General features: G+C 71.2%; 19 protein-coding genes and 2 tRNA genes. 6 read left to right on the plus strand and 15 right to left on the minus strand.

Going from position 1 to position 24,290, the window contains the following annotated elements:
• Nucleotides 1–3 precede the first annotated feature (3 nt).
• The 8 genes from ACO03V_RS00375 to ACO03V_RS00410 all read right to left on the minus strand — a co-directional run bounded on the left by ACO03V_RS00375 (nucleotide 4) and on the right by ACO03V_RS00410 (nucleotide 7,154).
• Entirely contained in the window at nucleotides 4–1,233 is a 1,230-nt protein-coding gene (locus tag ACO03V_RS00375) for an ATP-binding protein (protein WP_423136178.1), read from the minus strand.
• Nucleotides 1,234–1,329: 96 nt separating this feature from the next.
• Nucleotides 1,330–2,487: a glutathione-independent formaldehyde dehydrogenase gene (locus tag ACO03V_RS00380; RefSeq protein WP_423136179.1), complete on the minus strand. Its 1,158-nt coding sequence runs from the start codon at nucleotides 2,485–2,487 to the stop codon at nucleotides 1,330–1,332.
• An 88-nt stretch (nucleotides 2,488–2,575) separates the two neighbouring features.
• Entirely contained in the window at nucleotides 2,576–3,745 is a 1,170-nt protein-coding gene (locus ACO03V_RS00385) for a zinc-dependent alcohol dehydrogenase (protein ID WP_423136180.1), read from the minus strand.
• Nucleotides 3,742–4,206, minus strand: coding sequence for a hypothetical protein (locus tag ACO03V_RS00390; RefSeq protein WP_367732905.1), 465 nt, complete (start codon nucleotides 4,204–4,206; stop codon nucleotides 3,742–3,744). Before ACO03V_RS00390 ends, ACO03V_RS00385 begins: the two co-directional genes overlap by 4 nt.
• 183 nt (nucleotides 4,207–4,389) lie before the next feature.
• Nucleotides 4,390–4,481, minus strand: a tRNA-Ser gene (locus tag ACO03V_RS00395).
• A 90-nt stretch (nucleotides 4,482–4,571) separates the two neighbouring features.
• Nucleotides 4,572–5,867 (minus strand): LCP family protein, encoded by a 1,296-nt coding sequence (locus tag ACO03V_RS00400; RefSeq protein WP_423136181.1) that lies wholly within the window; start codon nucleotides 5,865–5,867, stop codon nucleotides 4,572–4,574.
• 290 nt (nucleotides 5,868–6,157) lie between these two features.
• Entirely contained in the window at nucleotides 6,158–6,916 is a 759-nt protein-coding gene (locus ACO03V_RS00405) for a hypothetical protein (RefSeq protein WP_423136182.1), read from the minus strand.
• A 153-nt stretch (nucleotides 6,917–7,069) separates the two neighbouring features.
• Nucleotides 7,070–7,154: transfer RNA gene (locus ACO03V_RS00410), tRNA-Ser, on the minus strand.
• A 70-nt stretch (nucleotides 7,155–7,224) separates the two neighbouring features.
• Here ACO03V_RS00410 and ACO03V_RS00415 point away from each other — a divergent pair.
• On the plus strand, nucleotides 7,225–8,487 hold the full coding sequence (locus tag ACO03V_RS00415; RefSeq protein ID WP_423136183.1) for a DUF2254 domain-containing protein: 1,263 nt from the start codon (nucleotides 7,225–7,227) through the stop codon (nucleotides 8,485–8,487).
• 146 nt (nucleotides 8,488–8,633) lie between these two features.
• Here ACO03V_RS00415 and ACO03V_RS00420 read toward each other — a convergent pair whose 3' ends face one another.
• Both ACO03V_RS00420 and serS read right to left on the minus strand, forming a co-directional pair.
• Nucleotides 8,634–9,530: an HAD family hydrolase gene (locus ACO03V_RS00420; protein WP_423136184.1), complete on the minus strand. Its 897-nt coding sequence runs from the start codon at nucleotides 9,528–9,530 to the stop codon at nucleotides 8,634–8,636.
• Nucleotides 9,527–10,792 (minus strand): serine--tRNA ligase, encoded by a 1,266-nt coding sequence (gene serS / locus ACO03V_RS00425; protein WP_423136185.1) that lies wholly within the window; start codon nucleotides 10,790–10,792, stop codon nucleotides 9,527–9,529. The genes ACO03V_RS00420 and serS overlap by 4 nt, the downstream gene beginning before the upstream one ends.
• 153 nt (nucleotides 10,793–10,945) lie before the next feature.
• Between serS and ACO03V_RS00430 the strand changes: the two genes are divergently transcribed.
• The 3 genes from ACO03V_RS00430 to ACO03V_RS00440 all read left to right on the plus strand — a co-directional run bounded on the left by ACO03V_RS00430 (nucleotide 10,946) and on the right by ACO03V_RS00440 (nucleotide 14,620).
• A complete protein-coding gene (locus ACO03V_RS00430) occupies nucleotides 10,946–12,241 on the plus strand; it encodes a diacylglycerol kinase family protein (protein WP_367732890.1) in 1,296 nt (431 codons plus the stop codon).
• A 177-nt stretch (nucleotides 12,242–12,418) separates the two neighbouring features.
• The gene (locus ACO03V_RS00435; protein WP_423136186.1) at nucleotides 12,419–13,789 is read left to right on the plus strand and encodes a cryptochrome/photolyase family protein; all 1,371 of its coding nucleotides are present in this window, start codon (nucleotides 12,419–12,421) and stop codon (nucleotides 13,787–13,789) included.
• 39 nt (nucleotides 13,790–13,828) lie between these two features.
• Nucleotides 13,829–14,620: a nucleotidyltransferase domain-containing protein gene (locus ACO03V_RS00440; RefSeq protein WP_423136187.1), complete on the plus strand. Its 792-nt coding sequence runs from the start codon at nucleotides 13,829–13,831 to the stop codon at nucleotides 14,618–14,620.
• Between the two features lie 61 nt (nucleotides 14,621–14,681).
• Here the strand turns inward: ACO03V_RS00440 and ACO03V_RS00445 are convergent, their stop codons facing one another.
• Together ACO03V_RS00445 and ACO03V_RS00450 are read right to left on the minus strand one after the other, a co-directional pair.
• The gene (locus ACO03V_RS00445; RefSeq protein ID WP_367732881.1) at nucleotides 14,682–15,110 is read right to left on the minus strand and encodes an Asp23/Gls24 family envelope stress response protein; all 429 of its coding nucleotides are present in this window, start codon (nucleotides 15,108–15,110) and stop codon (nucleotides 14,682–14,684) included.
• Nucleotides 15,111–15,230: 120 nt separating this feature from the next.
• Nucleotides 15,231–15,506, minus strand: a complete 276-nt coding sequence (locus ACO03V_RS00450; RefSeq protein ID WP_423136188.1) for a hypothetical protein — start codon at nucleotides 15,504–15,506, stop codon at nucleotides 15,231–15,233.
• A gap of 94 nt (nucleotides 15,507–15,600) precedes the next feature.
• Here ACO03V_RS00450 and ACO03V_RS00455 point away from each other — a divergent pair, with 94 nt between their 5' ends.
• The gene (locus ACO03V_RS00455) at nucleotides 15,601–16,659 is read left to right on the plus strand and encodes an LLM class flavin-dependent oxidoreductase (protein WP_423136189.1); all 1,059 of its coding nucleotides are present in this window, start codon (nucleotides 15,601–15,603) and stop codon (nucleotides 16,657–16,659) included.
• Between the two features lie 124 nt (nucleotides 16,660–16,783).
• On the opposite strand, the gene pheA is transcribed toward ACO03V_RS00455, so the two are convergent.
• Nucleotides 16,784–17,746 carry a prephenate dehydratase gene (pheA, locus tag ACO03V_RS00460; protein ID WP_367732870.1) on the minus strand — a complete coding sequence of 321 codons (963 nt, stop codon included), beginning with the start codon at nucleotides 17,744–17,746 and terminating at the stop codon, nucleotides 16,784–16,786.
• A 218-nt stretch (nucleotides 17,747–17,964) separates the two neighbouring features.
• Nucleotides 17,965–20,949 carry an immunoglobulin-like domain-containing protein gene (locus ACO03V_RS00465; protein ID WP_423136190.1) on the minus strand — a complete coding sequence of 995 codons (2,985 nt, stop codon included), beginning with the start codon at nucleotides 20,947–20,949 and terminating at the stop codon, nucleotides 17,965–17,967.
• Nucleotides 20,950–21,260: 311 nt separating this feature from the next.
• Here ACO03V_RS00465 and pgm point away from each other — a divergent pair, with 311 nt between their 5' ends.
• Nucleotides 21,261–22,907, plus strand: a complete 1,647-nt coding sequence (gene pgm, locus ACO03V_RS00470) for a phosphoglucomutase (alpha-D-glucose-1,6-bisphosphate-dependent) (protein ID WP_367732864.1) — start codon at nucleotides 21,261–21,263, stop codon at nucleotides 22,905–22,907.
• Between the two features lie 212 nt (nucleotides 22,908–23,119).
• Here the strand turns inward: pgm and ACO03V_RS00475 are convergent, their stop codons facing one another.
• Nucleotides 23,120–24,163, minus strand: coding sequence for an NAD(P)-dependent alcohol dehydrogenase (locus ACO03V_RS00475; RefSeq protein ID WP_423136191.1), 1,044 nt, complete (start codon nucleotides 24,161–24,163; stop codon nucleotides 23,120–23,122).
• Nucleotides 24,164–24,290: the final 127 nt, after the last annotated feature.

The following is a 24,290-nucleotide window of genomic DNA, read 5'->3' on the forward strand; positions in this document are numbered from 1 at the left end:
GCGTCAGAGCCGCGGCCAGTCGGAGGTCAGGTACGCCTCGACGGCGCGATGCCGGAACGTGTACGGCCGCCCGCGGTCGATGATGCCGCGGACGGTGTCGAGCCGCTGCGCCGTCGGCCCGGCCTCGGAGACGCGGGTGAAGCCCATGCCCTCCGCGATGCGCGTGAGCGAGCGGTCGCCCGCGGGCAGACCGGCCATCACCTCCAGCAGCTGCCGTTCGCGCCCCGGCAGCCTCTCCAGCACGCGCTCGACGTGCGCCGTCGCCTCGCGCTCCGCGTTGCGCCAGCCGCGCCGGACGTCGTCCTCGGTGACCGTCGAGGAGGAACCGGCGTACCAGGCCTGCTCCCCCGCCAGCTGGAACAGGAACGGCTCGCCGCGGCACACCTCGGCGATCAGCGCCGCCGCCTCCGGCTCCATCCACACCCGGCCGGGGCCGTCCTCGCCCGCCACCTCCCATCCGCGGAGCACGAACTCCTGCAGCGCCTCGGACAGGGCGTCGACGTCGATCGCGGAGAGCGTCGACGTCTTGAACCGTCGCGCGAAGGTGGCCCCTTTCCGCGTGCCCGCCATGTCCTCGAAGTCCGGCAGCCCCGTCAGGTAGACCGCGAGGGGCAGCGACCGCCGCACCCGCGCTCCGCCGGGGACGGCCACCTCCGTCTCGTACGTGAGGGCGTCCCCCAGTGCGATGAGCAGCTGCGACAGCGCCTTGTCGTTGGTGATGTTCTGGACCTCGTCGACGTGGATGAGGGCGACAACCCGTCCGTCCTCGAGCGCGGCGCGCCCCACCTCCACCAGCAGGTCGGTGAGCGCGGAGAAGGGCTCGGCACCCTCCGCGCCTCGCAGGGTCAGCGAGAGTCCCGACACCGCGACCGCCTCCACGCGGGCCAGTGCCGTCGCGATACGACTCTCCCGGGCGGCGGGCAGTCCGGCCTGCCCGGCCAGATCGAGGACCGCGCGCGCGACCAGCTTGAGCGGGTCCGACCCGGCGGGGATGCGCAGCTGCGGCGTCACCCAGTCGCCCGCGCGCGACGCCTCGGCGGCGATGCGCCGCACCAGCGCCGACTTGCCGAGACCCGGCTCGCCGAGGATGGTCCGCCCGCGTTCCGGCAGGCCCGCGAGGCGGCGGGGACGGACGACGTCGCGCCAGTCGCCGAGGTGCTCGGTGCGTCCGGCCCACACGTCGGGGACGGTGTCGGAGCCGGGACTGAACGGGTTCGTGAGGGCGGTGCGCACGTCGATAACATTATCAAAACAACAGCGAGCGATAACGTTATCAACGCGACGATCGGCCGACGCGGTCATCGCGCCGGCCGATCGTCCTCCCCCTCTCTACGAGGACGCGGCGGACTCCGGGTGCAGTACGACCTTCGTCCACCCCTCGTCGCGCTTGTCGAAGTGCTCGTACGCGTCGACCGCGCCGTCGAGGCCCAGCTCGTGGCTGACGATCCACGACGGCGTCGCCTTGCCGGCGGCGATGAGGTCGCGCAGGGGCCGGTTGTACTTCTTCACCGGGCACTGGCCGCTGCCGAGCTTCTGCCCGCGGAACCAGAACTCGCCGAAGTCGAACGCGACCTTGCCCTGCTTCGCGAGCTCGTCCGGGCCGCCGGGGTCCTGCGGGACGAACACGCCCACCACGCCGATCTCGCCGGTGAAGCGCACGGACTTCACCAGGCGGTTCAGGGTCAGGTTCGGGTCCTCGTCGCCCGCGGGGTCGTGCGCCTGGTAGCCGACGCACTCGCACCCGTTGTCAGCGCCGAGGCCCATCGTCATCTCCATCACCGCCTCGACCGGGTCCACGGCCGAGTCGTCGATCGGGATCGCCCCGATCTCCTCGATCAGCCGCAGGCGGTCGGGATGCCGGTCCACGACCATCACCTTGCTCGCGCCCTTGATGATGGCCGAGTACGCCGCCATCGCCCCGACCGGGCCGGCGCCGTAGATGACGGTCTGATCTCCCGGCTTCACGTTCGCCATCTCCGTCGCGTGGTAGCCGGTGGGGAAGATGTCCGCCAGCATGACGTAGTCCGTCTGCTTCTTCTCGGCGTCCTCGCCCAGGCGAAGGCAGTTGAAGTCCCCCCACGGGACCCGGAGCAGCTCGGCCTGGCCCCCGGCCCAGGGACCCATGTCGGCGAAGCCGTAGGCGGCGCCCGCCCAGGACGGGTTCGGCTGCGCCGTCAGACAGTAGTTCGTCAGACCGCGTTCGCAGTTCTTGCAGTGGCCGCAGGCGACGTTGAAGGGGATCACCACCCAGTCGCCGACCGTGACCTTGTCGACGCCGTCGCCGACCTCGATCACCTGGCCCAGGTTCTCGTGACCGAACCACCGGCCGGTCTCGAAGTCGGTGCGCCCCTCGTACATGTGCAGGTCGGACCCGCAGATGTTGGTCGTGGTGATGCGGACGAGGACGTCGGTGGGGCGCTCTATCCGGGCGTCGGGCACATCCTTGACGCTGATCGAACGGGGTCCGTCGTAGACGACAGCTTTCATGTTCTTTCCTTCCGGTTACGCGTTGTCTGATCGGGATGCCGATGAGGTGACGGGTGCGGGGCGACCTCCTTCCGCGCGACGGCGGAGCTCAGGGACGGAAGACCGCGCGGACGCAGCCGTCGGTCTTCTCCTTGAACATCGCGTAGCCGGCCGGAGCCTCGTCGAGCGGCATGACGTGGGTGGCCAGATGCTCGGTGACGAGCTCGCCCTGCGCCATCCGTTCGAGCAGCATCGGGATGTACCGGTGCCCGTGCTGCTGCGCCGAGCGGAGCGTCAGGCCCTTGTTCATCAGGGGGCCGAGGGGGAACTTGTCGACCACTCCCCCGAAGACGCCGAGCACGAACACGTTGCCGCCCTTGCGCGCGGCGAAGATGGCCTCGCGGACCGCGGTGGGCCGGTCGGTCTGCAGACGGAGCTGCTGCTTCAGCTGGTCGTACCCGAAGTCGAGCCGGTCGGAGTGCGCCTCCATGCCGACGGCCTCGATGCACACGTCGGGGCCGCGCCCGCCCGTCGCCTCGCGCAGCTCGGCCAGGACCTCGCTCGTCTCGTAGTTCATGGTCTCCGCGCCGATGACGTCCGAGGCCTGCGCCAGTCGCTCCGGGAACCGGTCGATGACGATGACCCGCTCCGCACCGAGGAGCAGCGACGCCCGCGCGGCCATCTGGCCGACCCCGCCCGCGCCCCACACCGCGACCGTGTCGCCGGGCTTCACCCCGCCGAGGTCGGCCCCCATCCATCCGGTCGGCGCGGCGTCCGAGGCGAACAGCGCCCGTTCGTCGCTCACCCCCTCCGGCACGGTGAACGCGCCCTGGTCGGCGTAGGGCACCCGGATGTACTCGGCGTGACTGCCCGCCCATCCGCCGAGCGCGTGCGAGTAGCCGTAGCAGCCGCCCGGCGCCTGCCCCCAGAGCATCTCCGGGATGCCGGCGTTGGGGTTGCCGTTGTCGCAGAGGGAGTACAGCTCGTTGCGGCAGTACCAGCAGCGGCCGCAGCTGATGAACGAGCACACGACGACCCGGTCGCCGACGCGGTGCTTCTCGACGGCCGAGCCGACCTCGACGACCTCGCCGAGGAACTCGTGGCCGAGCACGTCGCCGGCGCGCATCGTGGGCACGTACCCGCCGAGGAGGTGCAGGTCGGAGCCGCACGTGGTCGTGAGACGGACGCGGACGATGATGTCCTGCGCGTTAAGGATCTCGGGGTCGTCGACGTTCTCGACCTCGAGCTTGTTGACGCCGGTCCAGCACAGAGCCCTCACAGCACACCCTCGCCCTTCGCCTTGTCCTCGGCCTTGTCGACCGCGAGACCCGGGAGGGTCATGGGCCGGTGGCCGTGCGGCCGCGGTCGGGCCAGGAGGATCTCCCCGGTCTCGAACAGCTGCTTGGCGTCGCGGAGGGCCGTGCGCAGCTCGGCGTCGGCGTCGTCGTCGCTCTTGCCCGAGGCATCCGTCCGCCGGCGCGCGTGGACCTCGAAGCCCTTGTCGCCGGGGGCCGGGGCGATCCGGATCTCGAGCTCATCCGCCAAGCGCTGCAGGGGCGCCGGGTACCCGCCCGACGTGAAGTCGTCCGCGTCGCCGAGGATGGTCACGGCCTTCCACCCCTCGGGATGGCGGCCGTCGCCGACGGAGTCCGACCCGGACTTCTTGCGTATCAGCGCTGTGGCGGCCAGGCCCGCTGCGGCGCCGACCGCTCCGGCGGTGACCGCTGTCTTGACTCCCATGTCTGCTCCTCCGGTTCCTCGCCGCTGGTGCGACGAGGGGCCAGGGTCGGAGCGTTCGACCGGCGGCACGTAGGGGCTTCACAGCGGGGGGCGACCGGAGGACAATCGCGTGGCGGGCGCGCGGGGCCATCGCACGGATGCCGCCCGGATACGACGAAACCCCCGATCTCTCGGGGATTCTCGTGGCGGAGACGGAGGGATTTGAACCCTCGGTCCCCGTGAGGGGACTCCACCTTAGCAGGGTGGTGCACTAGGCCTGACTATGCGACGTCTCCAGGTGATCGACGCCTCACGGCGCGAGCACACCGGTACATACTAACCGGATCGCGGGAGGCATCCGAAACCGGGATCCGGATGCCACCCTCTCACTGCCGCACGTTGCCGTTCGAGCAGGTCGACTGGGCCGCCGTCTGACCGGCGATCTCCGAGGGCAGCACGATCGCCGTGGAGCTCGGCGTGGGGGTCGAGGACGCCTCGGACGTCGGGGCGGGCGCGGGGGCGTCGGTCTCGACCGGGGCGGGCGCCGGGGTCTCGACGGGCTGTCCGCCGTCCTCCGCGACGACGCCGTCGCCGCCGCTCAGCTCGCCCGAGAGGGTGATCGCCTGGTTCGCGTCGAGCGCGGCCCAGAGGGTCTCGGCGGCGTCCTCGTCGGGCACCACGCGGTTCGGATCGGCGGGGTCGGCGGCCGTGGGGTACTGGACGAACACGATGTCACTGAACGGCACGTCCTTCACGGCCGCGGCGATCTGCACGAGCGTGAACGGGTTGGTCAGCGACGTCGACGGGTCGACGTTGCGCAGGGCGGTCGACGCGAGCTTGTACAGCGTCGCGGGGTTCGACAGGACGTCCTCGCTCTTCAGCTTCGTCGCCAGGCGCGACATGTACTGCTGCTGGTTCGAGATGCGGCCGAGGTCCCCGCCGTCGCCGACGCCGTGGCGCGTCCGCAGGAACTGCAGGGCATCGAGACCCTTGACCGTCCGCATCCCGGCCGGCCAGTCGATGCCCGTGTAGCGGTCCTTGATGCCGTTGGCGATGCAGACGTCCACGCCGCCGATCGCGTCGGTGATGTTGATGACGCCGCCGAAGCTCACCTTCGCGGCGAAGGGGATGTCCTGGCCGCTGAGGTCCGAGATCGTCTCGACGACGCACGAGAGGCCGCCGTCCTCGAAGGCGCTGTTGATCTGCGCCTTGCGCGACGCGGAGTGCTCGACGCCCTCGGCATCCGTGCACGCGGGGATGGGGACCATGAGGTCGCGGGGGAACGAGACGACCGTGACCCGGCGGGGCGCGTCCGAGATGTGCACGAGCATGTTGACGTCGTTGAGGTTGCCCTCGGCGTCGGGGCCGCTGCAGCGGTCGCCGAAATACTGCGCGAACTCGGGCTCGCACTCGTCGGTGCCCGCCAGCAGCAGGTTCACGCCGCCCTTGAGCTCGCCGAGGTCCGGCGGCACCGCGGGCTGGTTCTTCAGGTCGACCGCGTCGGCGGTGAAGCTGCTCGACAGGTCGTAAGTGACGTACGCGGCCACACCGGCGCCGGCCACGAGGATCGCGGCGAGGGCGATGCCGACCGCCGACATGAGCTGCCGCAGGGGGCCGGGCGACGAGAGCTGTCCGTGACGCGCGACGATGCGCCGCGCGCGCGTGGTCGTCTTCTTGCTCACTCGGGTCCTCTCGGGCGGGGCGACCCGGCCAGCGAGTCGGAACCATGTTAGGGAGAAGCGGCTGTGTATTGCGTGAAGACCGGCGCGTCGCGCGGGTCGGCGTCGTCAAGCGGAGGAGATGTCGCGAAGGGAGGACCGGATCACGTGGATGCCACCTCCCCCGGCCGCAGCCCCTCCCCTCCCCGCGCGCGTCGGCGTCGTCAAGCGGAGGAGATGTCGCGAAGGGAGGACCGGATCACGTGGATGCCACCTCCCCCGGCCTCATCCCCTCCCCTCCCCGCGCCGCGCGCTCACCCCTCGAAGACGACGACCTCGTCCGCGTCGGCGTCGTAGACGAACTGGAAGGCCGTGCCGGCGGGCAGGTCGATCGCCTTGCGCTCGGGCGTCTCCTCGCCGAGCAGCATCGTGACGGCCGGCGGGAACAGGCCCGCCCCGCACGACTGCAGCAGCAGGTGCCCGTTGTAAGAGTAGCCGCCGTCACGGAGCTCCTCGAGCAGACCGGGCTGCCAGATGGCCATGCAGGGCCCGGCGGCGCGGCCGGTCTCGAACGACGCGTACGTGATGACGCGGAACCCCTCGAACTCCTCGTACGCCGTCACCCCGCTCGTCACGCCCCGCGACATCGACGTCGGCGCCACGAAGCTCGGATCCGGCGCGAGCCGCGCCACCTGGGTCGCCCCCACCTGCAGGGGATCGGACTGCACACGCGGGACGACGACGAGCGCGGTGATCAGGCAAGCGACGACCAGCGCGGCGGCGGACAGCATGATCACCGTCGAGCGTCGGACGCGCGGCATCCGGATTCCTCGCTCGACGGGTGCGATCGCCTCCCTGGGCTCATCGTCAGCGGCGCGCGCCTCGACCGACGGCTCGGGACGATCGGATGCCACGACCCCTTCGTCCGGAACCGGCTCGGCCCGTTCGGCGACGGCGTGCGCCTCCTCCAGCTCGACGAGGCGGGCGAGCGCGGCGGCGTCGGAGTAGATGTCGCTGTCCGGCGCGTAGGCGCGTCGACGGAGGCTCGCGAGCTCGTCGTCGACGCCGTGCATGCCCCGATCTAAGCAGCCCGCCGCCCCCGCCGACAGACCCACCCGCTACGCGGCGCGCGGAGCCTCCGCCGGCGTGGGCCCAACTCCGTTCGGATCCCGCTCAGCCGATAAAACGACGGAAGCGGCCCCCTGCGGGAGCCGCTTCCGTCGTTGCGGAGGGTGTGGGATTCGAACCCACGGGACATCTCTGCCCACTGGTTTTCAAGACCAGGTCCATCGGCCGCTCGGACAACCCTCCCGAAAGCCCGAGTCTACCGACCGCGTCCAGCCCCCGACGTCGACGGCGGGGCCTGGCTAACGTCGACGGCATGGCGATGACGACGCGCGGGTCCGTGGCATCCTTCTTCCTCCGTCTCGGGCGGCAGGTGTGGGTGCGTGCCGCGATCTTCACCCTCATCGGCGTCGCGCTCGCCCTGACCGCCCGGTTCGTCGGCCCGTTCATCCCGTTCGACGTCAGCATCGAGCTCGGGCAGAACTCCGTCGGCTCTCTGCTCGAGATCATCGCGACCGCCATGCTCACCGTCAGCACGTTCTCGGTGACCGCGATGGTGACCGCGTTCTCGTCCGCGACGACCACCGCCACCCCACGGTCGACGCCGCTGCTCATCGCCGACCCGACGTCGCAGAACGCCGTCTCGACCTTCATCGGCGCCTTCACGTACTCGATGGTGGGCATCGTCGCCCTGTCGACGGGCTATTACACCGAGCAGGGCCGCACGATCCTGTTTGTCGGGACGCTGATCGTCATCGCCATCGTCGTCGTCACCCTGCTGCGCTGGATCTCCCACCTGTCGACGTTCGGACGCATGGCCGACGTCATCGACCGCGTCGAGACCGCGGCCGGCGTCGCCCTCGAGGACCACGCGAGGATGCCCACCCTGGGCGCCCGCCCCGCACGTCCGCTGCCCGCGGGCGCCGCGTCCGCGCACGCCGAGCAGGTCGGCTACGTCACTCACGTCGATGTCGCCGGCCTGCAACGACTGGCGACGGCGCACGACCTCGAGATCCACGTGCGCGCCACCCCGGGCCGCATCGCCGACGCCCGCACCCCGCTCGCGTCGGTGCGGGGGAAGGTCGATGACACCGTGGCATCCACGATCCGTCGCTGCTTCCGCATCGAGAGGCACCGGACGTTCGAGCAGGACCCGCGCTTCGGCGTCATCGCGCTCACCGAGATCGGCAGCCGCGCCCTGTCGCCGGCGACGAACGACCCCGGCACCGCCATCGAGGTGATCGCCGCCCTGCAGCGCGTGTTCACCCGCACGCTGCAGGCCGCCGCGCCCGTCGACGTCCGATACGACCGGGTGTTCGTCGAGGCACCGGAGCTGTCCGACCTGCTCGCGGACGCGTTCCGTCCCCTCGCCCGCGACGGCGCCCGCGACGTGGAGGTGCAGATCCGGCTGCAGAAATGCCTCGCCTCGCTCGCGGAGACGGCGCCGCGGCACGCGGACGACCTCCGCGACGCCTCCCGCGCCGCCCTCGACCGCAGCCTCCCCGCGCTCGACCGCCCCGACGCCAAGCTGCTCAAGTCTACGACGCGCGGCCTCTGGGCGGACGTCCGCCCCCGCTAATCCACCGACAGTAAACGCTCTCGCGCGGGGGAAACGCCGTGTCAGGGCGTGTCCACCGCACGAGAGCGTTTACTGGACAGGGGTGCCACGCGGCACAGCCGCGACACGGGCGCACCTCCCCCACGGGTGAGGGCAACCCGCCGGGGTCAGAGCGCGCGCAGCACCGCCGCGACGCCGCCCTCGCCGACCGACAGTCCGACCTCGCCGGCGGCGGCGTGGACCTCCGGCGGGCCCTGGTGCATGGCGATCGCGCGGCCGCCGTTGCGGACGGCCCACTGCATCATCTCGATGTCGTTGCGCCCGTCGCCCATGACCAGCACGCGGTCCGGTGCGACGTCCAGCCACGCGCGGACCCGCTCGAGCGCGGTCGATTTGTCGACGCCCTGCGGGGCGATGTCGAGCCAGGCCGTCCACCCGATCGCGTACGAGACCTGACTGAGGCCGATCCGCTCGACGAGCTGGAGGAAGTCCTGGTCGGTCTGCTCCGGCGCGACGACGACCACACGGCAGACCGGCTGCGCGGACAGCTCCGCGAAGCTCACCCGGTCGGCGTCGTGCAGGTTCCAGTCGTCGAGGTACTCGGTGAAGAGCCGCTTGCCGTCGGGGAGCTCCACGAGGAAGTGCGCGTCCCCCAGGTGCTCGCCCAGCAGCGTGAGGACCTCGGTCGGGTCGAACGTCTCCACGTGCGCGCGCTCGTAGCCCGCGGCATCCCCGTCTCCGACACGTCGCATGACGATGGCGCCGTTCGAGCACACGGCGTACTCGGGACGGATGCCGAGGCGGGACATGATCGGGTGGGTGCTGTCCCAGCTGCGACCGGTGGCGAGCATCACCTCGTGACCGGCGTCCTGCGCGTGCGCGACGGCCTCGACGATGCCGGGGCTCAGCGTGTCGTCCTCGAGGAGCACGGTGCCGTCGATGTCGAGCGCGATGAGCATGCGCCCGACGGAGGCGTCGGCGAGATCCTCGACGACGTCGGCCGCCTCTTGCTTCGGGGCGACGTCGACGTCGCCCGTCTCGGGCAGGGCGGCCTCGCGGGTCACGCGACCGGCTCCATGACCTCGAGCCCGCCCAAGTACGGCCGCAGCACCTCCGGGACCGTCACCGACCCGTCGGCCCGCTGGTGCGTCTCGAGGAGCGCGACGATCCAGCGCGTCGTGGCGAGGGTGCCGTTCAGCGTCGCGACCGGCTGAGTCTTGCCGCCGTCCGGACGGTGGCGGACGTCGAGGCGCCGCGCCTGGTACGTGGTGCAGTTCGAGGTGCTCGTCAGCTCCCGGTACGCGTCCTGCGTCGGGACCCACGCCTCGATGTCGAACTTGCGCGCGGCGCTGGAGCCCAGGTCGCCGGCCGCCACGTCGATGACGCGGTACGACAGGCCGAGGTCCTGCAGCATCCGCTCCTGCATCTCGACGAGACGGTCGTGCTCGGCCTCGGCGTCGGTCGGATCGGCGTAGACGAACATCTCCAGCTTGTTGAACTGGTGCACGCGGATGATGCCGCGGGTGTCCTTGCCGTACGAGCCGGCCTCGCTGCGGTAGCAGGTGGACCAGCCGGCGTAGCGCTTGGCGCCGCGCTCCAGGTCGAGGATCTCGCCCATGTGGTAGCCGGCGAGCGGGACCTCGCTGGTCCCCACGAGGTAGAGGTCCTCCTTGTCGAGGTGGTAGACCTCGTCGGCGTGCTGGCCGAGGAAGCCGGTGCCGCGCATGACCTCGGGACGCACGAGGGTCGGGGGGATCATGGGGGTGAATCCGGCCTGCAGCGCACGGTCGAGCGCGAGGGTCATCAGCGCCAGCTCGAGGCGCGCGCCGATGCCGGTGAGGAAGTAGAAGCGGCTGCCCGACACCTTCGTGCCGCGCTCCATGTCGATCGCGCCCAGCTTCTCGCCGAGCGCGAGGTGATCGAGCGGCTCGAAGTCGAAAGCGGGGATCTCGCCGTGCGTGCGCAGCGTGATGAAGGCCTCCTCACCGCCGGCCGGAACGCCCTCGAGGACGATGTTCTCGATCTTCGCGAGGGCGGCGTCCGCCGCGGCCTCGGCCTCGGCGACGGCGTGCTGGGCGTTCTTGACCTGCTCGCTGAGCTGCTTGGCCTCGGCGACGAGAGCAGCCTTCTCGTCCTTCGGGGCCTGCGCGACCCGCTTGCCGTGGGCGTTCTGCGCCGCCCGCAGCTCCTCGAAGGCGGTGATGGCCGCCCGGCGGTCGCGGTCGGCGGCGAGTGCGGCGTCGACCGACTCGGACGACTCGCCACGGGCGATCTGGGAGCGCTTCACGAGCTCGGGATCTTCACGCAGCAGAGTCAGGTCGATCACGCGTCCATCCTAGGGGCGGGTGCGGACGCACTCCCCGCCGCGTCCGGGCGCGCCGTCCGGGCGCGCCGCTCGCCCGTGGGGACCCCGCAGGGATGGCGTCAACCCCCGCAACACCGCCCGTGCCCCGCCGCGCGCCCGCCCTATGGTGGAGCCATGGCCGGTTCTGACGACTCGCGCGACGACGCGGCATCCCCCGACGAAGACGCTTCGACCGCCCCCGCTTCCCCGGGGGCGCACCACGACGCCGCCGCGGCGGAGGGGTCGGGCGAGGACTTCGAGGCATCCTCCCTGCGCGACGGCGCCGGTGACGACGCCTCCGAGGGGGCGCCGGATCCGAAGCAGGCGGCCGAGCCCGACGACGTCATCCACCAGCCGGAGGACGTCGAGCCCGACACCTCGGACGAGAGCTCCGGTGAGGCCAAGCGCGTCTCGTCCGACGGCGACGAGGCCCCGATGGACGCGGAGCCCACCGAGAAGAAGCGCGCCGCCCTCATCTACAACCCCACCAAGGTCGAGCCCGAGCAGCTGCGCGCACGTGTGGCCGAGCTGGCCGCTGCGGCGGGCTGGGCCGAGCCTCTCTTCTACGAGACGACCGTCGACGACCTCGGCGACGACGCGGCGCGCGCCGCCTTGGAGGAGGAGGTGGATGCCGTCCTCGCGGCCGGCGGCGACGGCACGGTGCGTGCGGTGGCCGAGGCGCTGACCTCGTCGGGCGTGCCCCTCACGATCGTGCCGAGCGGCACGGGGAACCTTCTTGCCCGCAACCTCAACCTCCCGTTGACGGACACGGACGCGATGATCCGCGCCACGTTCGACGGCGACATCCTCCCGATCGACACGGGGCTGGCCCGGATCCGCCGCGCGGACGGCGAGGTCGAGGAGCACGGCTTCTCGGTCATGGCCGGCATCGGCCTGGATGCCGCAATGATCCAGAACACGCGGTCCGACCTGAAGAAGCAGGTGGGCTGGGTCGCCTACGTCGACGGTGCGGCCCGGTCGCTGGTCTCGGCCAAGCCGTTCCGCGTGATGTACCAGCTCAACGGCCACCGCCTGCACTCGGCGAAGGTGCAGAGCGTGCTCTTCGCGAACTGCGGCGCGCTGCAGGGCGGCGTGGCGCTGATCCCCGACGCGTCCGTGGCCGACGGCCGCCTCGACGTGGCCGTGATCCAGCCGAGCGGCATGCTGGGCTGGCTGGGCGTCTGGCGGAGCATCGTGTGGGACAACTCCGTCCTGCGCCGCTTCCGCGCCGGCCGACGCGTGCTCGAGCGTCGTCGCGACACCTCGGTCCGCTACCTGCGCGGCGACGGCATCGAGCTCGCGACGTCCCCGGCCCAGCCGATCGAGCTCGACGGCGACGAGTTCGGCGAGGCGACGCGCATCTACACCCGCATCATCTCCGGCGGGCTGTCGGTCGCGCTCCCGAAGGGCCACGACACCTCCTCGCTCTGACGGCCGCCCCGCCTGCCCCTTCGCTCGCCGAGATCACACGTTCGGTGCGAGAGCACACGCTCGCACGCGCCTGCGCTGTGTGATCTCGCGCGGAACGTGTGCTCTCCCCCCGCCCGGGGCCGGCCGCGGCGGTGTCAACCCCGAAGGGACGGATGCCGCGGTGGATAGCGTCGAGGGATGGCAACGCCCTCGATCGTGTGGTTCCGCGACGACCTCCGCCTGACGGACAATCCGGCGCTCCGCGCGGCCCTCGACCGGGACGAGCCGATCATCGGCCTCTACGTCCTGGACGAGGAGTCGGACGGCGTGCGCGAGATCGGCGGGGCTGCGCGCTGGTGGCTGCACCACTCCTTGGCATCCCTCGCCGGTCGCCTGGAGGAGCGCGGCTCCTCCCTCGTGCTGCGGCGGGGGCGGGCGTCCGAGGTGCTGCCCGCGGTCGTGAAGGACGTCGGCGCGGGAGCGGTGTTCTGGAACCGACGGTACGGCGGGGTCGAGCGCGAGATCGACGCCGGCATCAAGGAAGGGCTCCGGGACGACGGGGTGACGGTGGCCTCGTTCGCCGCGAACCTCCTCTACGAGCCGTGGACGGTCCGCACGCAGTCCGACAAGCCGTACGGCGTCTACAGCCCGTTCTCGCGCGCGGTGCAGAAGCTCCCCGCGCCGCGTCCGCCGCTGCCCGAGGCGCGCAAGGTCCCCGGCTTCGACGGGGGTGTCGACGGCGACGACCTGACCGCCTGGGACCTGCTGCCGACCAAGCCCGACTGGGCCGGCGGCCTGCGCGAGACGTGGGAGCCGGGCGAGCCCGCCGCGAAGGCCCGGCTCGAGGAGTTCCTCGACGAGGACCTCGGCGACTACGCGAAGTACCGCGACGAGTTCGCCGGGGGCTCGACGTCGAACCTGTCGCCGCGTCTGCGCTGGGGCGAGCTCAGCCCGTACCAGGTGTGGCACGACACGCTGGAGCACAAGGGCTCGGGCGAGCACGCGAAGAGTGCCAGCGGCTTCCTCTCCGAGCTCGTCTGGCGGGAGTTCGCCTGGCACGTGACCTACCACTCCCCCGACATCGCGACGGTGAACTGGAGGCGCAACTTCGACGCCTTCCCCTGGCCCCCGCTGAACCGCGCGCATCTCGAGACCTGGCAGCGGGGCGAGACGGGCGTGGCCGTGGTCGACGCCGGGATGCGTCAGCTGTGGAGGACCGGCGTCATGCACAACCGCGTGCGCATGGTCACGGCATCCTTCCTCATCAAGAACCTGCTGATCGACTGGCGGCATGGCGAGCAGTGGTTCTGGGACTGCCTGGTGGACGCGGATGCCGCGAGCAACCCGTTCAACTGGCAGTGGGTCGCGGGGTCCGGGGCGGATGCCGCTCCGTACTTCCGCGTGTTCAACCCGGACACCCAGCGTGAGAAGTTCGACAAGCACGACGCCTACGTCCGCGAGTGGGCGCCGGAGTATCTCAGCGACGACCCGCCGCAGCCGATGGTCGACCTGAAGGAGACGCGCCGGCGCGCCCTCGACGCCTACGCGCACGTCCGTCACGGCGACTGAGCCCGCGGCATCCGGGATCGACGACGGTATCGTCGAGCGATGCGCGCCGTCCCGCCCTCCCTCGATCCCGCGGTGGTCTCCGAAATCGACCGGCGTCTCGCCGCGGTCGCGGTGGAGCACGGTGTGCGCATCCCCTGGGCGATCGAGAGCGGCAGCAGGGCGTGGGGTTTCCCCTCACCGGACAGCGACTACGACTGCCGCTTCGTCTTCGTCCGCCGAGCGGAGCAGTACCTGTCGCTCTGGCCGGAGCGCGACGTGATCGAGACGCCGCTCGACGAGACGTTCGACGTCAACGGATGGGACCTGCGCAAGACCGTGGGGTTGATCGTCCGCGGCAATGCGACGGCCATCGAGTGGCTGCGCTCCCCCATCGTGTACACCGGCGACGCCGCCTTCCGCGACGGTCTGCTCGCCCTCGCGGAGGCGACGGTGGACCGCACCGCGGTCGGGCGCCACTACCTCCACGTGAGCCGGCAGCAGCGGGCCGGTGCGACGACGCTGAAGAAGTTCTTCTACGCCTTGCGGCCCGCGACGGCGCTGCGGTGGCTCGAGGTGCACCCGCAGGCTGTCCTTCCGCCGATGGACCTGCCGACCCTCCTGATGGAGGCGGAGGTCGAGGAGGCCGTCGCCGGAGCGGCCCGCGACCTCATCGCGCTCAAGGCGCGAACACGGGAGCTCGGCGCGGGCAGCCCGCCCGCCGTGCTCGACCGCTTCGTCACGGCGCAGCTGGAGGCCGCGTCGGCCTTCGAGGAGGCCGCCCCGGTGCGCGAGCCCGGGGCCGTGCGGCGCCTCGCCGACGAATACTTCCGAGCGCAGGTCCTGGCCGGCTGAACCCGCGGCATCCGGACACGAGAAAGGGCGCCGCTGCGAAGCGGCGCCCTTTCTGCGGAGGTCAGTTGACGCGCTTGTCGGCGTCCTCGTCCTCGTCATCGTCATCGCCCGGGATGTAGACGTCGACGACGGTGACGTTGATCTCGGCGACCTTCATGCCGACGAGGTCGGTGATGGCCTGGCTGACGGCGGAGCGCACGTCGCTGGCGACGTCCTGCAGACGCTCGGGGTAGTCGACCTGGATCGAGATGTCGGCGGCGACCTCGGTCTCGCCCACCTCGACGCTCACGCCCTGCGCGTGGTCCTTCGCGCCGACGGCCTGACGGATGTTGCCGATCACGCGGGCCGCACCGCCACCAAGGGCGTGGACGCCGGGGACCGAGGCCGCGGCGATGCCCGCGACCTTGGCGACGACGCCGTCGACGATGACGGTCTTGCCGCCGTCGGTCGACGTGGTGGTGGGGGTCGTGGCGGTGGTGTTCTCAGCCATTGCGCTTCCTTCCGTTGTCTCCGGGACGGTGTGCCCCGCGATGTCACTAAGGAGACGCGGCGAGGAGCGCGTTCGTCACGGATTCAACCTGAAAGAACCCTGAGACCTGGATGCCACGGCTCACGCGTCGAAGAAGCCGCCGAACGGCTCCGTGAGCTCACCGTTGTCGCGGACGTCGTACTGCACCGTCTCGACGGACAGCGCGACGGACGTCGACACCGTGAAGAGGACGCTCACCTCCCGGTTGCCGACGACGGTGAAGGTGACGAAGCGTCCGCCCGCCTTCACGGCCTCCTCGATCTTCCTCATGAGCTCCTCGTGGGACTGCCCCTGCGCCAGATAGAACGCGGCGTCGTTCACGGCGACCTGCGTGCGGATCATCGTCTGCTCACCCATGGCCTGAACGTAGGGCGAGCTGCGCGGGAGACGAGGGGGGTTGCCCCGAGCCCCCCGGCGGAATATCCCCCCGGGGGGACGGGTTGCCCTCAGGGTGAACGACGCGATCCCCTCCCTCTCCGTTCTCGACCTCGTCCCGGTGCGCAGCGGACAGACCAGCGCCCAGGCCGTGACCGCCGCGCTCGACCTCGTGCAGCGTGCGGACCGGCTCGGGTACCGCCGCTACTGGTTCGCCGAACACCACAACATGCCCGCGGTGGCCTCCACCGCTCCGCCCGTGCTCATCGCGGCGGCCGCCGCCCGCACGTCGCGGATCCGCGTCGGCTCCGGCGGCGTGATGCTGCCCAACCACTCCCCCCTCATCATCGCGGAGCAGTTCGCCGCCCTGGAGGCGATCGCCCCCGGCCGCATCGACCTCGGCATCGGTCGCGCCCCCGGGAGCGACCCGGTCATCACGCAGCTGCTGAACCGTTCCGGCACGACCAGTGACGTCTCGCGGTTCCCGGACCACGTGACCGACATCATGGCGCTCACCTCCCCGGACGGGGCCACGGTGCGCTTCACCTCCGGCAGCGAGTACCAGGTGAAGGCCACCCCGGCGGCATCCGGTGTCCCTCAGGTGTGGCTGCTGGGCTCGAGCGACTACTCGGCGCAGCTCGCGGCGAGCTTCGGCCTGCCCTACGTCTTCGCCAACCACTTCGCCGGCGAGGGCCTCGAGCACGCGCTCCGGCTCTACCGGGACCAGTTCCGGCCCAACGAGTCGGGCGACGGTCCGCGCACCTTCGTGACCGCGAACGTCGTCGCCGCTCCGACCGCCGAGGAGGCGGAGGAGCGCGCTCTGCCGCAGCTGCGCATGATGGCGCGCCTGCGGACGAACCGTCCGCTCGTCCCCCTCGAGACCGTGGAGGAGGCGCAGGCCGACCCGTTCGACGCGATGGCGCAGTCCCTCATGGCGTCGACGCGTCAAAAGTGGTTCGTCGGCACGGGCTCGCAGGTCTCGGCGGAGCTCGCCGCCTTCGCCGCGCAGCACGGCGTCGACGAGATCATGGTGTCGCCCGTCGCGGGCGCCTACGCCGGGGAAGCCCCCGACTCGGCGGACGGGCGCGCGCAGACGCTGGAGCTCCTCGCGCAGACCGCGCCCGTCGCGGCCTGAACGCGGGGCGCCCGGCCTGAGCGTGGGACGCGCGGCCTGAGCGCGGGACGCGCGGCCTGAACGCGGGGCGCATGACCTGAGTGCGGGGCGCCCGGGCCGGCTGGGTCTCGCGGACGGAGCCCGCTCAGGCCTCGGGCTCGCCGCTCAGCAGGCCGCGCAGCCAGTCGCGCGCCTCGACGAACACGTCGTCGGAGTAGCGCTGCGGATAGCGGTTGATCGCCCGGTCGGCGCGCGCGTACGAGCCGAGGAAGATGACCTTCGGGCTGAACCGCCGCAGGCCCATCAGGGCGTCCGCCATTCGCTCGTCCTGCACGTGCCCGTCCGCGTCGATGACGAAGCGGTAGCGGCCGAGCGCGTCGCCGATGGGACGGGATGCCAGGAGGCTCAGGTTGATGCCGCGGGTCGCGAACTGCTCGAGCAGTTCCAGCAGGGCACCCGGGTGGTCCTCGGGCAGCTCGACGATGAGCGAGGTCTTGTCGGCCCCGGTCGGCGGCGCCGGTGCCACGGTCCGGCTCACGAGGACGAAGCGCGTGACCGCGTTCGGGTTATCGCCGATGTTCTCGGCCAGAACCTCCAGCTCGTGGTGCGTCACGATCCCGGGCGCCGCGATGGCGGCATCCGCCCCGCTCGACGAGTCGAGCACGCCCAGCGCGCTGGCGACGTTGCTGCTCGCCGGCAGATGGGCGTGGGCGGGGACGTGGTCGCGCAGCCAGCCGAGGCACTGCCCGTAGGCCACGGGGTGAGCGGAGATCAGCGAGACGTCCTCGATGCGCGCGCCGGGACGACCGACGAGCACGAAGTTCACCGGCACGAGGTACTCGCCGACGATGCGCAGACCCGGCACGGTCGCCAGGGCGTCCTGCGTCGTCGACACGCCTCCGTCGACGGAGTTCTCGATGGCGATCATGGCCGCGTCCGACCGTCCGGAGGTCACGTCGGCGAGCGCCTCGCCGACGTTGCGGACCGGATGCCACACCTGATCCCGCGCCTCGGGCACCTGGGCCAGTGCGGCCTCGGTGAAGGTCCCCGCGGGGCCGAGGTAGCTGTAGGTACGACGGATGGGCGCGGACTCGGCTTCGGGCGGCACCGGCTCAGCCTAGCGCCGCGCTCTCGCCGTTCCGCACGCCCCGCCCCCGCCCTTCGCTCGCGCTCCCCCTCGCCCTCCCCCAGCGCTGACTTGCCGCAAATGCACACCTCACCCCCGCCCCGCCGTACATTCGCGGCAAGTCACCGCCTCCGGCACACGCCGCCCGGCGACGGCAGAGGGGCCCGCGCATCGCGCGGGCCCCTCCGTCGTCGGAACGATCAGCGACAGCTCGCCGCCGGGACCGCCACCGTGAACGACGACGCGTCGGACGAGGTGCCGGCCACCGCCGTGCCCACCGTCATCGTCCCGGCCGGGACCGACGCCGCGCGGCTCGCGAAGGTGGTCGAGGCGGTCTTGCCGGCCGCGACGGTGATCTTCTTGCTGCCGTACGCCCCGGTGAGGGTGACGTCCGCGGCGACGTCGTCGGCGTTGGTCACGGTCACCACCTGGCTCACCTTGCCCGCCACGCAGCGGTTCGTCACGACCGCGGAGACGTCGAGGCCGAACGACCGCGCCTCCGAGGTCGAGGCGGTGACCCGGTTGTCGGTGTACCCGTTGTACCGGGCCGTGACCGAGCGCACCGTCGCGGGCACCTCGACCGAGGCGGAGCGCTGGCTCAGCGCGACCGTCTGGGTCCAGCCGTCACCCGAGAAGGTCACGGTCCCCGCGACGTCGCCGCGGTCGGCGGCCGTCACGGTCGCCGTCGCGGTCCGCCCCTGGGCGGTCAGTGCCGTGGTCGACGACACGGCGGCGACGGACGACCAGGTCCGCATCGCGGTCAGCACGCCCTGATCGACGCTCACGAACGAGCCGTGCCGCGGGCTGGCCGGCAGACCCCCGATGGGCCGGACGTTCCAGTCCGCCCGGCGGGACAGCCGGTCGCTCTGCGAGCTGCTGGCGATCGCCTGGCCCGTGGTCACGAACGCGCGGTAGCCGCCGGCGCTGAAGTTGTCCACCAGGAAGGCGTAGCCGTCGTTCGCCGCGTTGTTGTTGGGGTCGCCGGCGTTCAGCTTGATGATCTGCGGACCCTCGCCGACCTCGTTGGTCTCGAGGCGCGTCATGTACGTGTCCGTCAGCTGCCACGTCTTCTCGGGGTCGGCGTTCCAGTCCGAGCGCGTCGTCGGCGCGGTGAGCACCTTGGACCGCTCGAGGAAGATGTCCTTGCCCGCCTCGAGGCCGTCGGCGGCGCCGCCCTCCTCGTTCTTGGTGAAGCGGTAGTAGTAGTCGCCGATCTTCTGCACCGTGGAGTCGATGCGCGCGAAGCCGGTGTTCTGCCACTCGGTGGGCGGGTAGGTGAAGGTCTTGAAGTCGCGCGTGAGCACCGTGAAGACCCGCGCGTGCAGGTTGTCGGTGTTCGTGTGCGCCGCGTCCTTGTACAGGCGCGACGAGAAGTGCACGACGTACGACTGCAGCGCGTCGTCCCAGTACGCCTCGGGAGCCCACGTCATACCTGCCTCCGGCTGGTTGATCGTGATGCCCTCGTTGGCGCCGTTGGTCCGGTCCCACGTCACGAGGTCGGTGGACTCCCACACCTCGATCTTGAGCGAGCCGTTCGACTGCGCCGGGCCCCAGCCCGTTCCGCAGCTGATGCAGAGGTCGGTGGCGACCATGTAGTACTTGTCGCCGTCCTTCGACCGGAGGATGTACGGGTCGCGCAGGCCCTTCGTGTCGGTGGTCGACGTGATGACGGGCTGGCCGCCGTTGACCGGGGAGAACGTGAAGAAGTCGTTGCCCGACGTCGCCGCCTGGTAGATCTTCTCGTCGCCGTCGGACTTGAAGTAGGCCGCCGCGTAGCCGGCATCCGGAGCCCAGCGGCCCTTCTCGGCGACCGTGACGTCGAACGACTTCTGCGCGGTCTGCCCGTTCAGCGTGGCGGTGGCCGTCAGCGTGACCTTCGCGTCACCGGCCCCGTAGGCGGGACGCGACACCAGGCCGCCGCCGCGGAAGGGGTCGGCCACGCCGACAGCCGGGGCGACGTAGTCCGCCTTCGTCCCGCTGACGAGGGCCGGGTTCGACGACGTCCACGTGATGGCGGCGCCGTTGACGGCACCGGTGGTGGCCAGCGGCAGGTTCTCGGTGGTCCGGGATGCCAGGGCGATGGCATCCAGGTCGGCGGCCACGTTCGGCGCGATGACCGTGAGGTCGAAGGTGAGCGTCCCGAGCGAGCTCGTCGCGGTGAGCGTGACCGGGGTGTTCGTCGTGATGCTCCGCGACACCACGCCCGTGGTCGAGACCACCGCGGGGTTCGAGGACGACCACGTCAGGGCGACGCCGTTCACCGAGGGGGCGAGGTTCAGGTTGCTCGAGACGCTGTCGAGCGAGGTGTTGGCGCGCAGCATCGTGGCGAGGACGTCGCCGCGCAGAAGAGCGGCGGTCGTGGAGGACTTCTGCGCGGCGGTGGGCATGCTGGAGCCGACCTGCTCGGCGGAGAGGGCGGTGTCCCAGACCTTCACGTCGCTGACGTCGGCGCGCAGCAGGGCGTCGCCCTGGTAGAGCGACCGGCCGAGGTAGCCGAGCACGTTGCCCGACGGGATGATCGAGCTCAGCGCGTTGCTGTGCGTCAGGGTCGAGATGACGCTGCCGTCGCGGTAGAGCGTCAGGGTCTGGCCGGAGCCGACCATGGTCAGGGTGGTGAAGCCGGGGTTGAGGCCGCCACCCGCGGGCATGCGCGTCTCGCCGTTGCTGCTGCCGTTCTTGACGCGGATGGCCGCCAGCACCTGGTCGCTGTAGCCGCCCTGGGCGGAGCGCGGGCTGAGGAAGATGTGGTTGCCGAGCTGCGTCGTGTTCCACGGTCCGACACCGTCGCCGATGACCCACCCGAAGTGGTTCGCGGAGGTCTGCGACGCGACGGTGTACTCGACGGTGAAGTCGTTGTCGGTGCCCGTGATGAGGCCCTTGGGGAGGGCGGCGTAACCGTCGGCCTTGAACCGCAGCACGGCGTCGCCGGCCGCGTCGGCGAACGACGCGTCGGTGAAGCCGGTGAGCGCCGCGTTGCGGCCGTTCCCGGAGACGTCGAGCAGGGCTGCACCGGAGTGCGACATGTCGTAGTGGGCGGTGGGGGCCGGCACCTCGGCGGCGTGCGCGGCCGGGGCGATGAGGCTGAGCGTCGAGGCGACGAGCACGCCGGTCAGCGACGCGGCCACCGCCTTCGGCGCGCGGCGGGAGCGGACGGCTCCAGGGGGACGGGGGGCCAGTGATCTCATCGGCGAGACCTTTCTCTCGGATGCGGGGCCGATGCCTCCGTCGCCCGCCGGGGAGCCGGGGCGGGGAGGGCGTGCCGAGACGCGCGGTCCGCTGCCGTCGAGCCGGGGCGGAGGAGCATCGGCCGGCGTCAGCCGGACCGTGAGACGGGCACCGATGCACTTCTGCGATCCGTCGACGGACAGCGGTCTCGTCTTCGACGTTAGCGGTAACGAGGAGCGTCGACAACACATGCGCCGACCGAATCCGTCCGGTCGATACCGCATGACGGCTTTTCTCCTCGCGCACGGGCGCGAACGGGCAGACTGTACGCATGAGCAGTCGCGCAGGACAGCCCGCCGAGGCATCCGATCTCATCGACATCGACGACCTGATCGCCGCCTACTACGACCGCAAGCCGGATGCCGCCGTGCCCGAGCAGCGCGTCGCCTTCGGCACGAGCGGTCATCGCGGCTCGTCGCTGAGCACCAGTTTCAACGAGGACCACATCCTCGCCACGACCCAGGCGATCGTGGACTACCGCGCCGCGCAGGGCATCACCGGGCCGCTGTTCCTCGGCCGCGACACCCACGGGCTGTCGCTCCCCGCCGAGCGCAGCGCGATCGAGGTGCTCGTCGCCAACGGCGTGGACGTCCGCGTGGACTCCCGCGACGCGTGGGTCCCCACCCCGGCCCTCAGCCACGCGATCCTCACCTACAACCGCGGGCTCGCGGTCGACGACCCCGGCCGGGCCGACGGCATCGTCGTCACCCCGTCGCACAACCCGCCGCGCGACGGCGGCTTCAAGTACAACCCCCCGCACGGGGGCCCCGCCGACACCGACGCGACCGGCTGGATCGCCGACCGGGCGAACGAGCTCATCACGGCGGGACTGGACGGCGTCCAGCGCACCCCGCACGCCGACATCGACCTCGAGGGGCTCGGAAAGTACGACTTCCGCGACGCGTATGTGCGCGATCTGGCATCCATCATCGACGTGGATGCCATCAGGAACGCGGGCGTCCGGATCGGCGCCGACCCGATGGGCGGGGCGTCGGTGGAGTACTGGGCCCTCATCGCCGAGGTGTACGGCCTGGACCTCACCGTCGTGAACCCGGACGTCGACCCGACCTGGAAGTTCATGACGCTGGACTGGGACGAGAAGATCCGCATGGATCCCTCCTCGCCGTCGGCGATGGCCTCGCTCGTCGCGCGCCGTGACGAGTACGACATCCTCACGGGCAACGACGCCGACGCCGACCGCCACGGCATCGTGACGCCCGACGCGGGGCTGATGAACCCCAACCACTACCTCGCCGTCGCAATCGACTACCTGTTCTCGCACCGCCCGGGCTGGCCCGCGGACGCCGCCGTCGGCAAGACGCTGGTGTCGTCGATGATCATCGACCGCGTCGCCGCGTCGCTCGGCAAGACGCTGCTCGAGGTCCCGGTGGGCTTCAAGTGGTTCGTGCCGGGTCTGCTCGACGGCTCCGTCGCCTTCGGCGGGGAGGAGTCGGCGGGAGCGTCGTTCCTGCGTCTGGACGGCACCGTCTGGACGACCGACAAGGACGGCATCCTCCTCTGCCTGCTGGCGGCGGAGATCCTCGCGGTCACCGGCACGACGCCTTCGCAGCGCTACGCCGAGCTCGAGGCCGAGTTCGGGTCGTCGGCCTACCAGCGCGTGGACGCCCCGGCGACGCCGGCGCAGAAGTCCGCGCTGTCGAAGCTGTCCCCGGACGCCGTGACCGCGACCGAGCTGGCCGGCGAGCCGATCACCGCCAAGCTCTCGCACGCCCCCGGCAACGGCGCGGCGATCGGCGGGCTGAAGGTGCAGACCGAGTCGGCGTGGTTCGCCGCACGGCCCTCCGGCACGGAGGACGTCTACAAGCTGTACGGCGAGTCCCTCCGCGGCGAGGAGCACCTGCGGGCGGTGCAGGAGGAGGCCCGCGCGGTCGTCTCCGCCGCTCTCGGCCAGGCCTGACCTGTCCGCCCGCAGCGGCGTCGCCCTCCGGGGCGGCGCCGCTGCGGCGTTTCCGGCGGCGTCGACGGCTGGCATCCCGCCACCAAACGCTTCCTCGCGCCGGAAACGCCGCGTCACGGCGTTTCCCCCGCGCGAGAGCGTTTACCCGGATCGAAACGGGAACGCCACGGCCCCGACGCTCCGCAGAACGTCGGGGCCGTGGCATCCCGATGTCAGGACGCGAGCGTGGCCGTGTCGATGACGAAGCGGTAGCGGACGTCGCTCTTCAGCACGCGCTCGTACGCCTCGTTGATCTGGTCGGCCGAGATGAGCTCGGTCTCCGGGGCGATCCCGTGCTCGGCGCAGAAGTCCAGCATCTCCTGGGTCTCCTGGATGCCGCCGATGCCCGAGCCCGCGAACGAGCGGCGGTTCGCGAAGAGGGTGAACACCTCGATGGGCAGCGGCTCCGGCGGGGCGCCGACGTTCACCATGGTGCCGTTGCGGGCGAGCAGGCCCAGGTACTGCTTGAGGTCCAGCGGCGCGCTCACGGTGTTGACGATGAGGTCGAAGGTGTTCTTCAGCGTCGTGAAGGTCTCCTCGTCCTTGGTCGCGTAGTAGTGGTCGGCGCCCATCTTCAGGCCGTCGTCCTTCTTGCTGAGCGTCTGCGAGAGCACCGTGACCTCGGCGCCCATGGCGTGGGCGATCTTGACGGCCATGTGACCGAGACCGCCGAGGCCGACGATCGCGACCTTCTTGCCGGGACCCGCGTTCCAGTGGTGCAGGGGCGAGTAGGTCGTGATGCCGGCGCACAGCAGCGGCGCGGCCTTCTCGTAGGGGATCGACTCGGGCACGCGCAGCACGAAGTCCTCGTCGACGACGATCTTCTCGCTGTAACCGCCCTGGGTGATCGTGCCGTCGACGTCCTTCGCGCCGTAGGTGCCGATGTTGCCCTTGAGGCAGTACTGCTCCTCGCCGGCCTGGCAGTTCTCGCACTCGCGGCACGAGTTGACCATGCAGCCGACGCCGACGCGGTCGCCGACCTTGTGCTTCGTGACGTCGGAGCCGACCTCGGAGACCGTGCCGACGATCTCGTGGCCGACGGTCAGGGGGTAGGGCACCTCGCCCCACTCACCGCGGATGGTGTGGATGTCGGAGTGGCAGATGCCGGCGTAGGCGATGTCGATGAGGACGTCCTTCGGGCCGACGTCGCGGCGCTCGATGGTCGTGGGCTCGAGGGGGGAGGTCGCGGACGACGCCGCGTAGGCGTTGACGTGCATGGTTCTCCTGGGGTCGAAGAGGGGTCAGGGTTCCATCCTGCGATATCGCCCCTCCCGTTCCGGAACCCTTGACGAGGGATGCCATGGCGTCCAGAGCCTGCCGACACCGCCCCGGGCAAGAGCAGCG

This window comes from Microbacterium sp. HMH0099 (assembly GCF_049384025.1).
Taxonomy (GTDB): Bacteria; Actinomycetota; Actinomycetes; order Actinomycetales; family Microbacteriaceae; genus Microbacterium.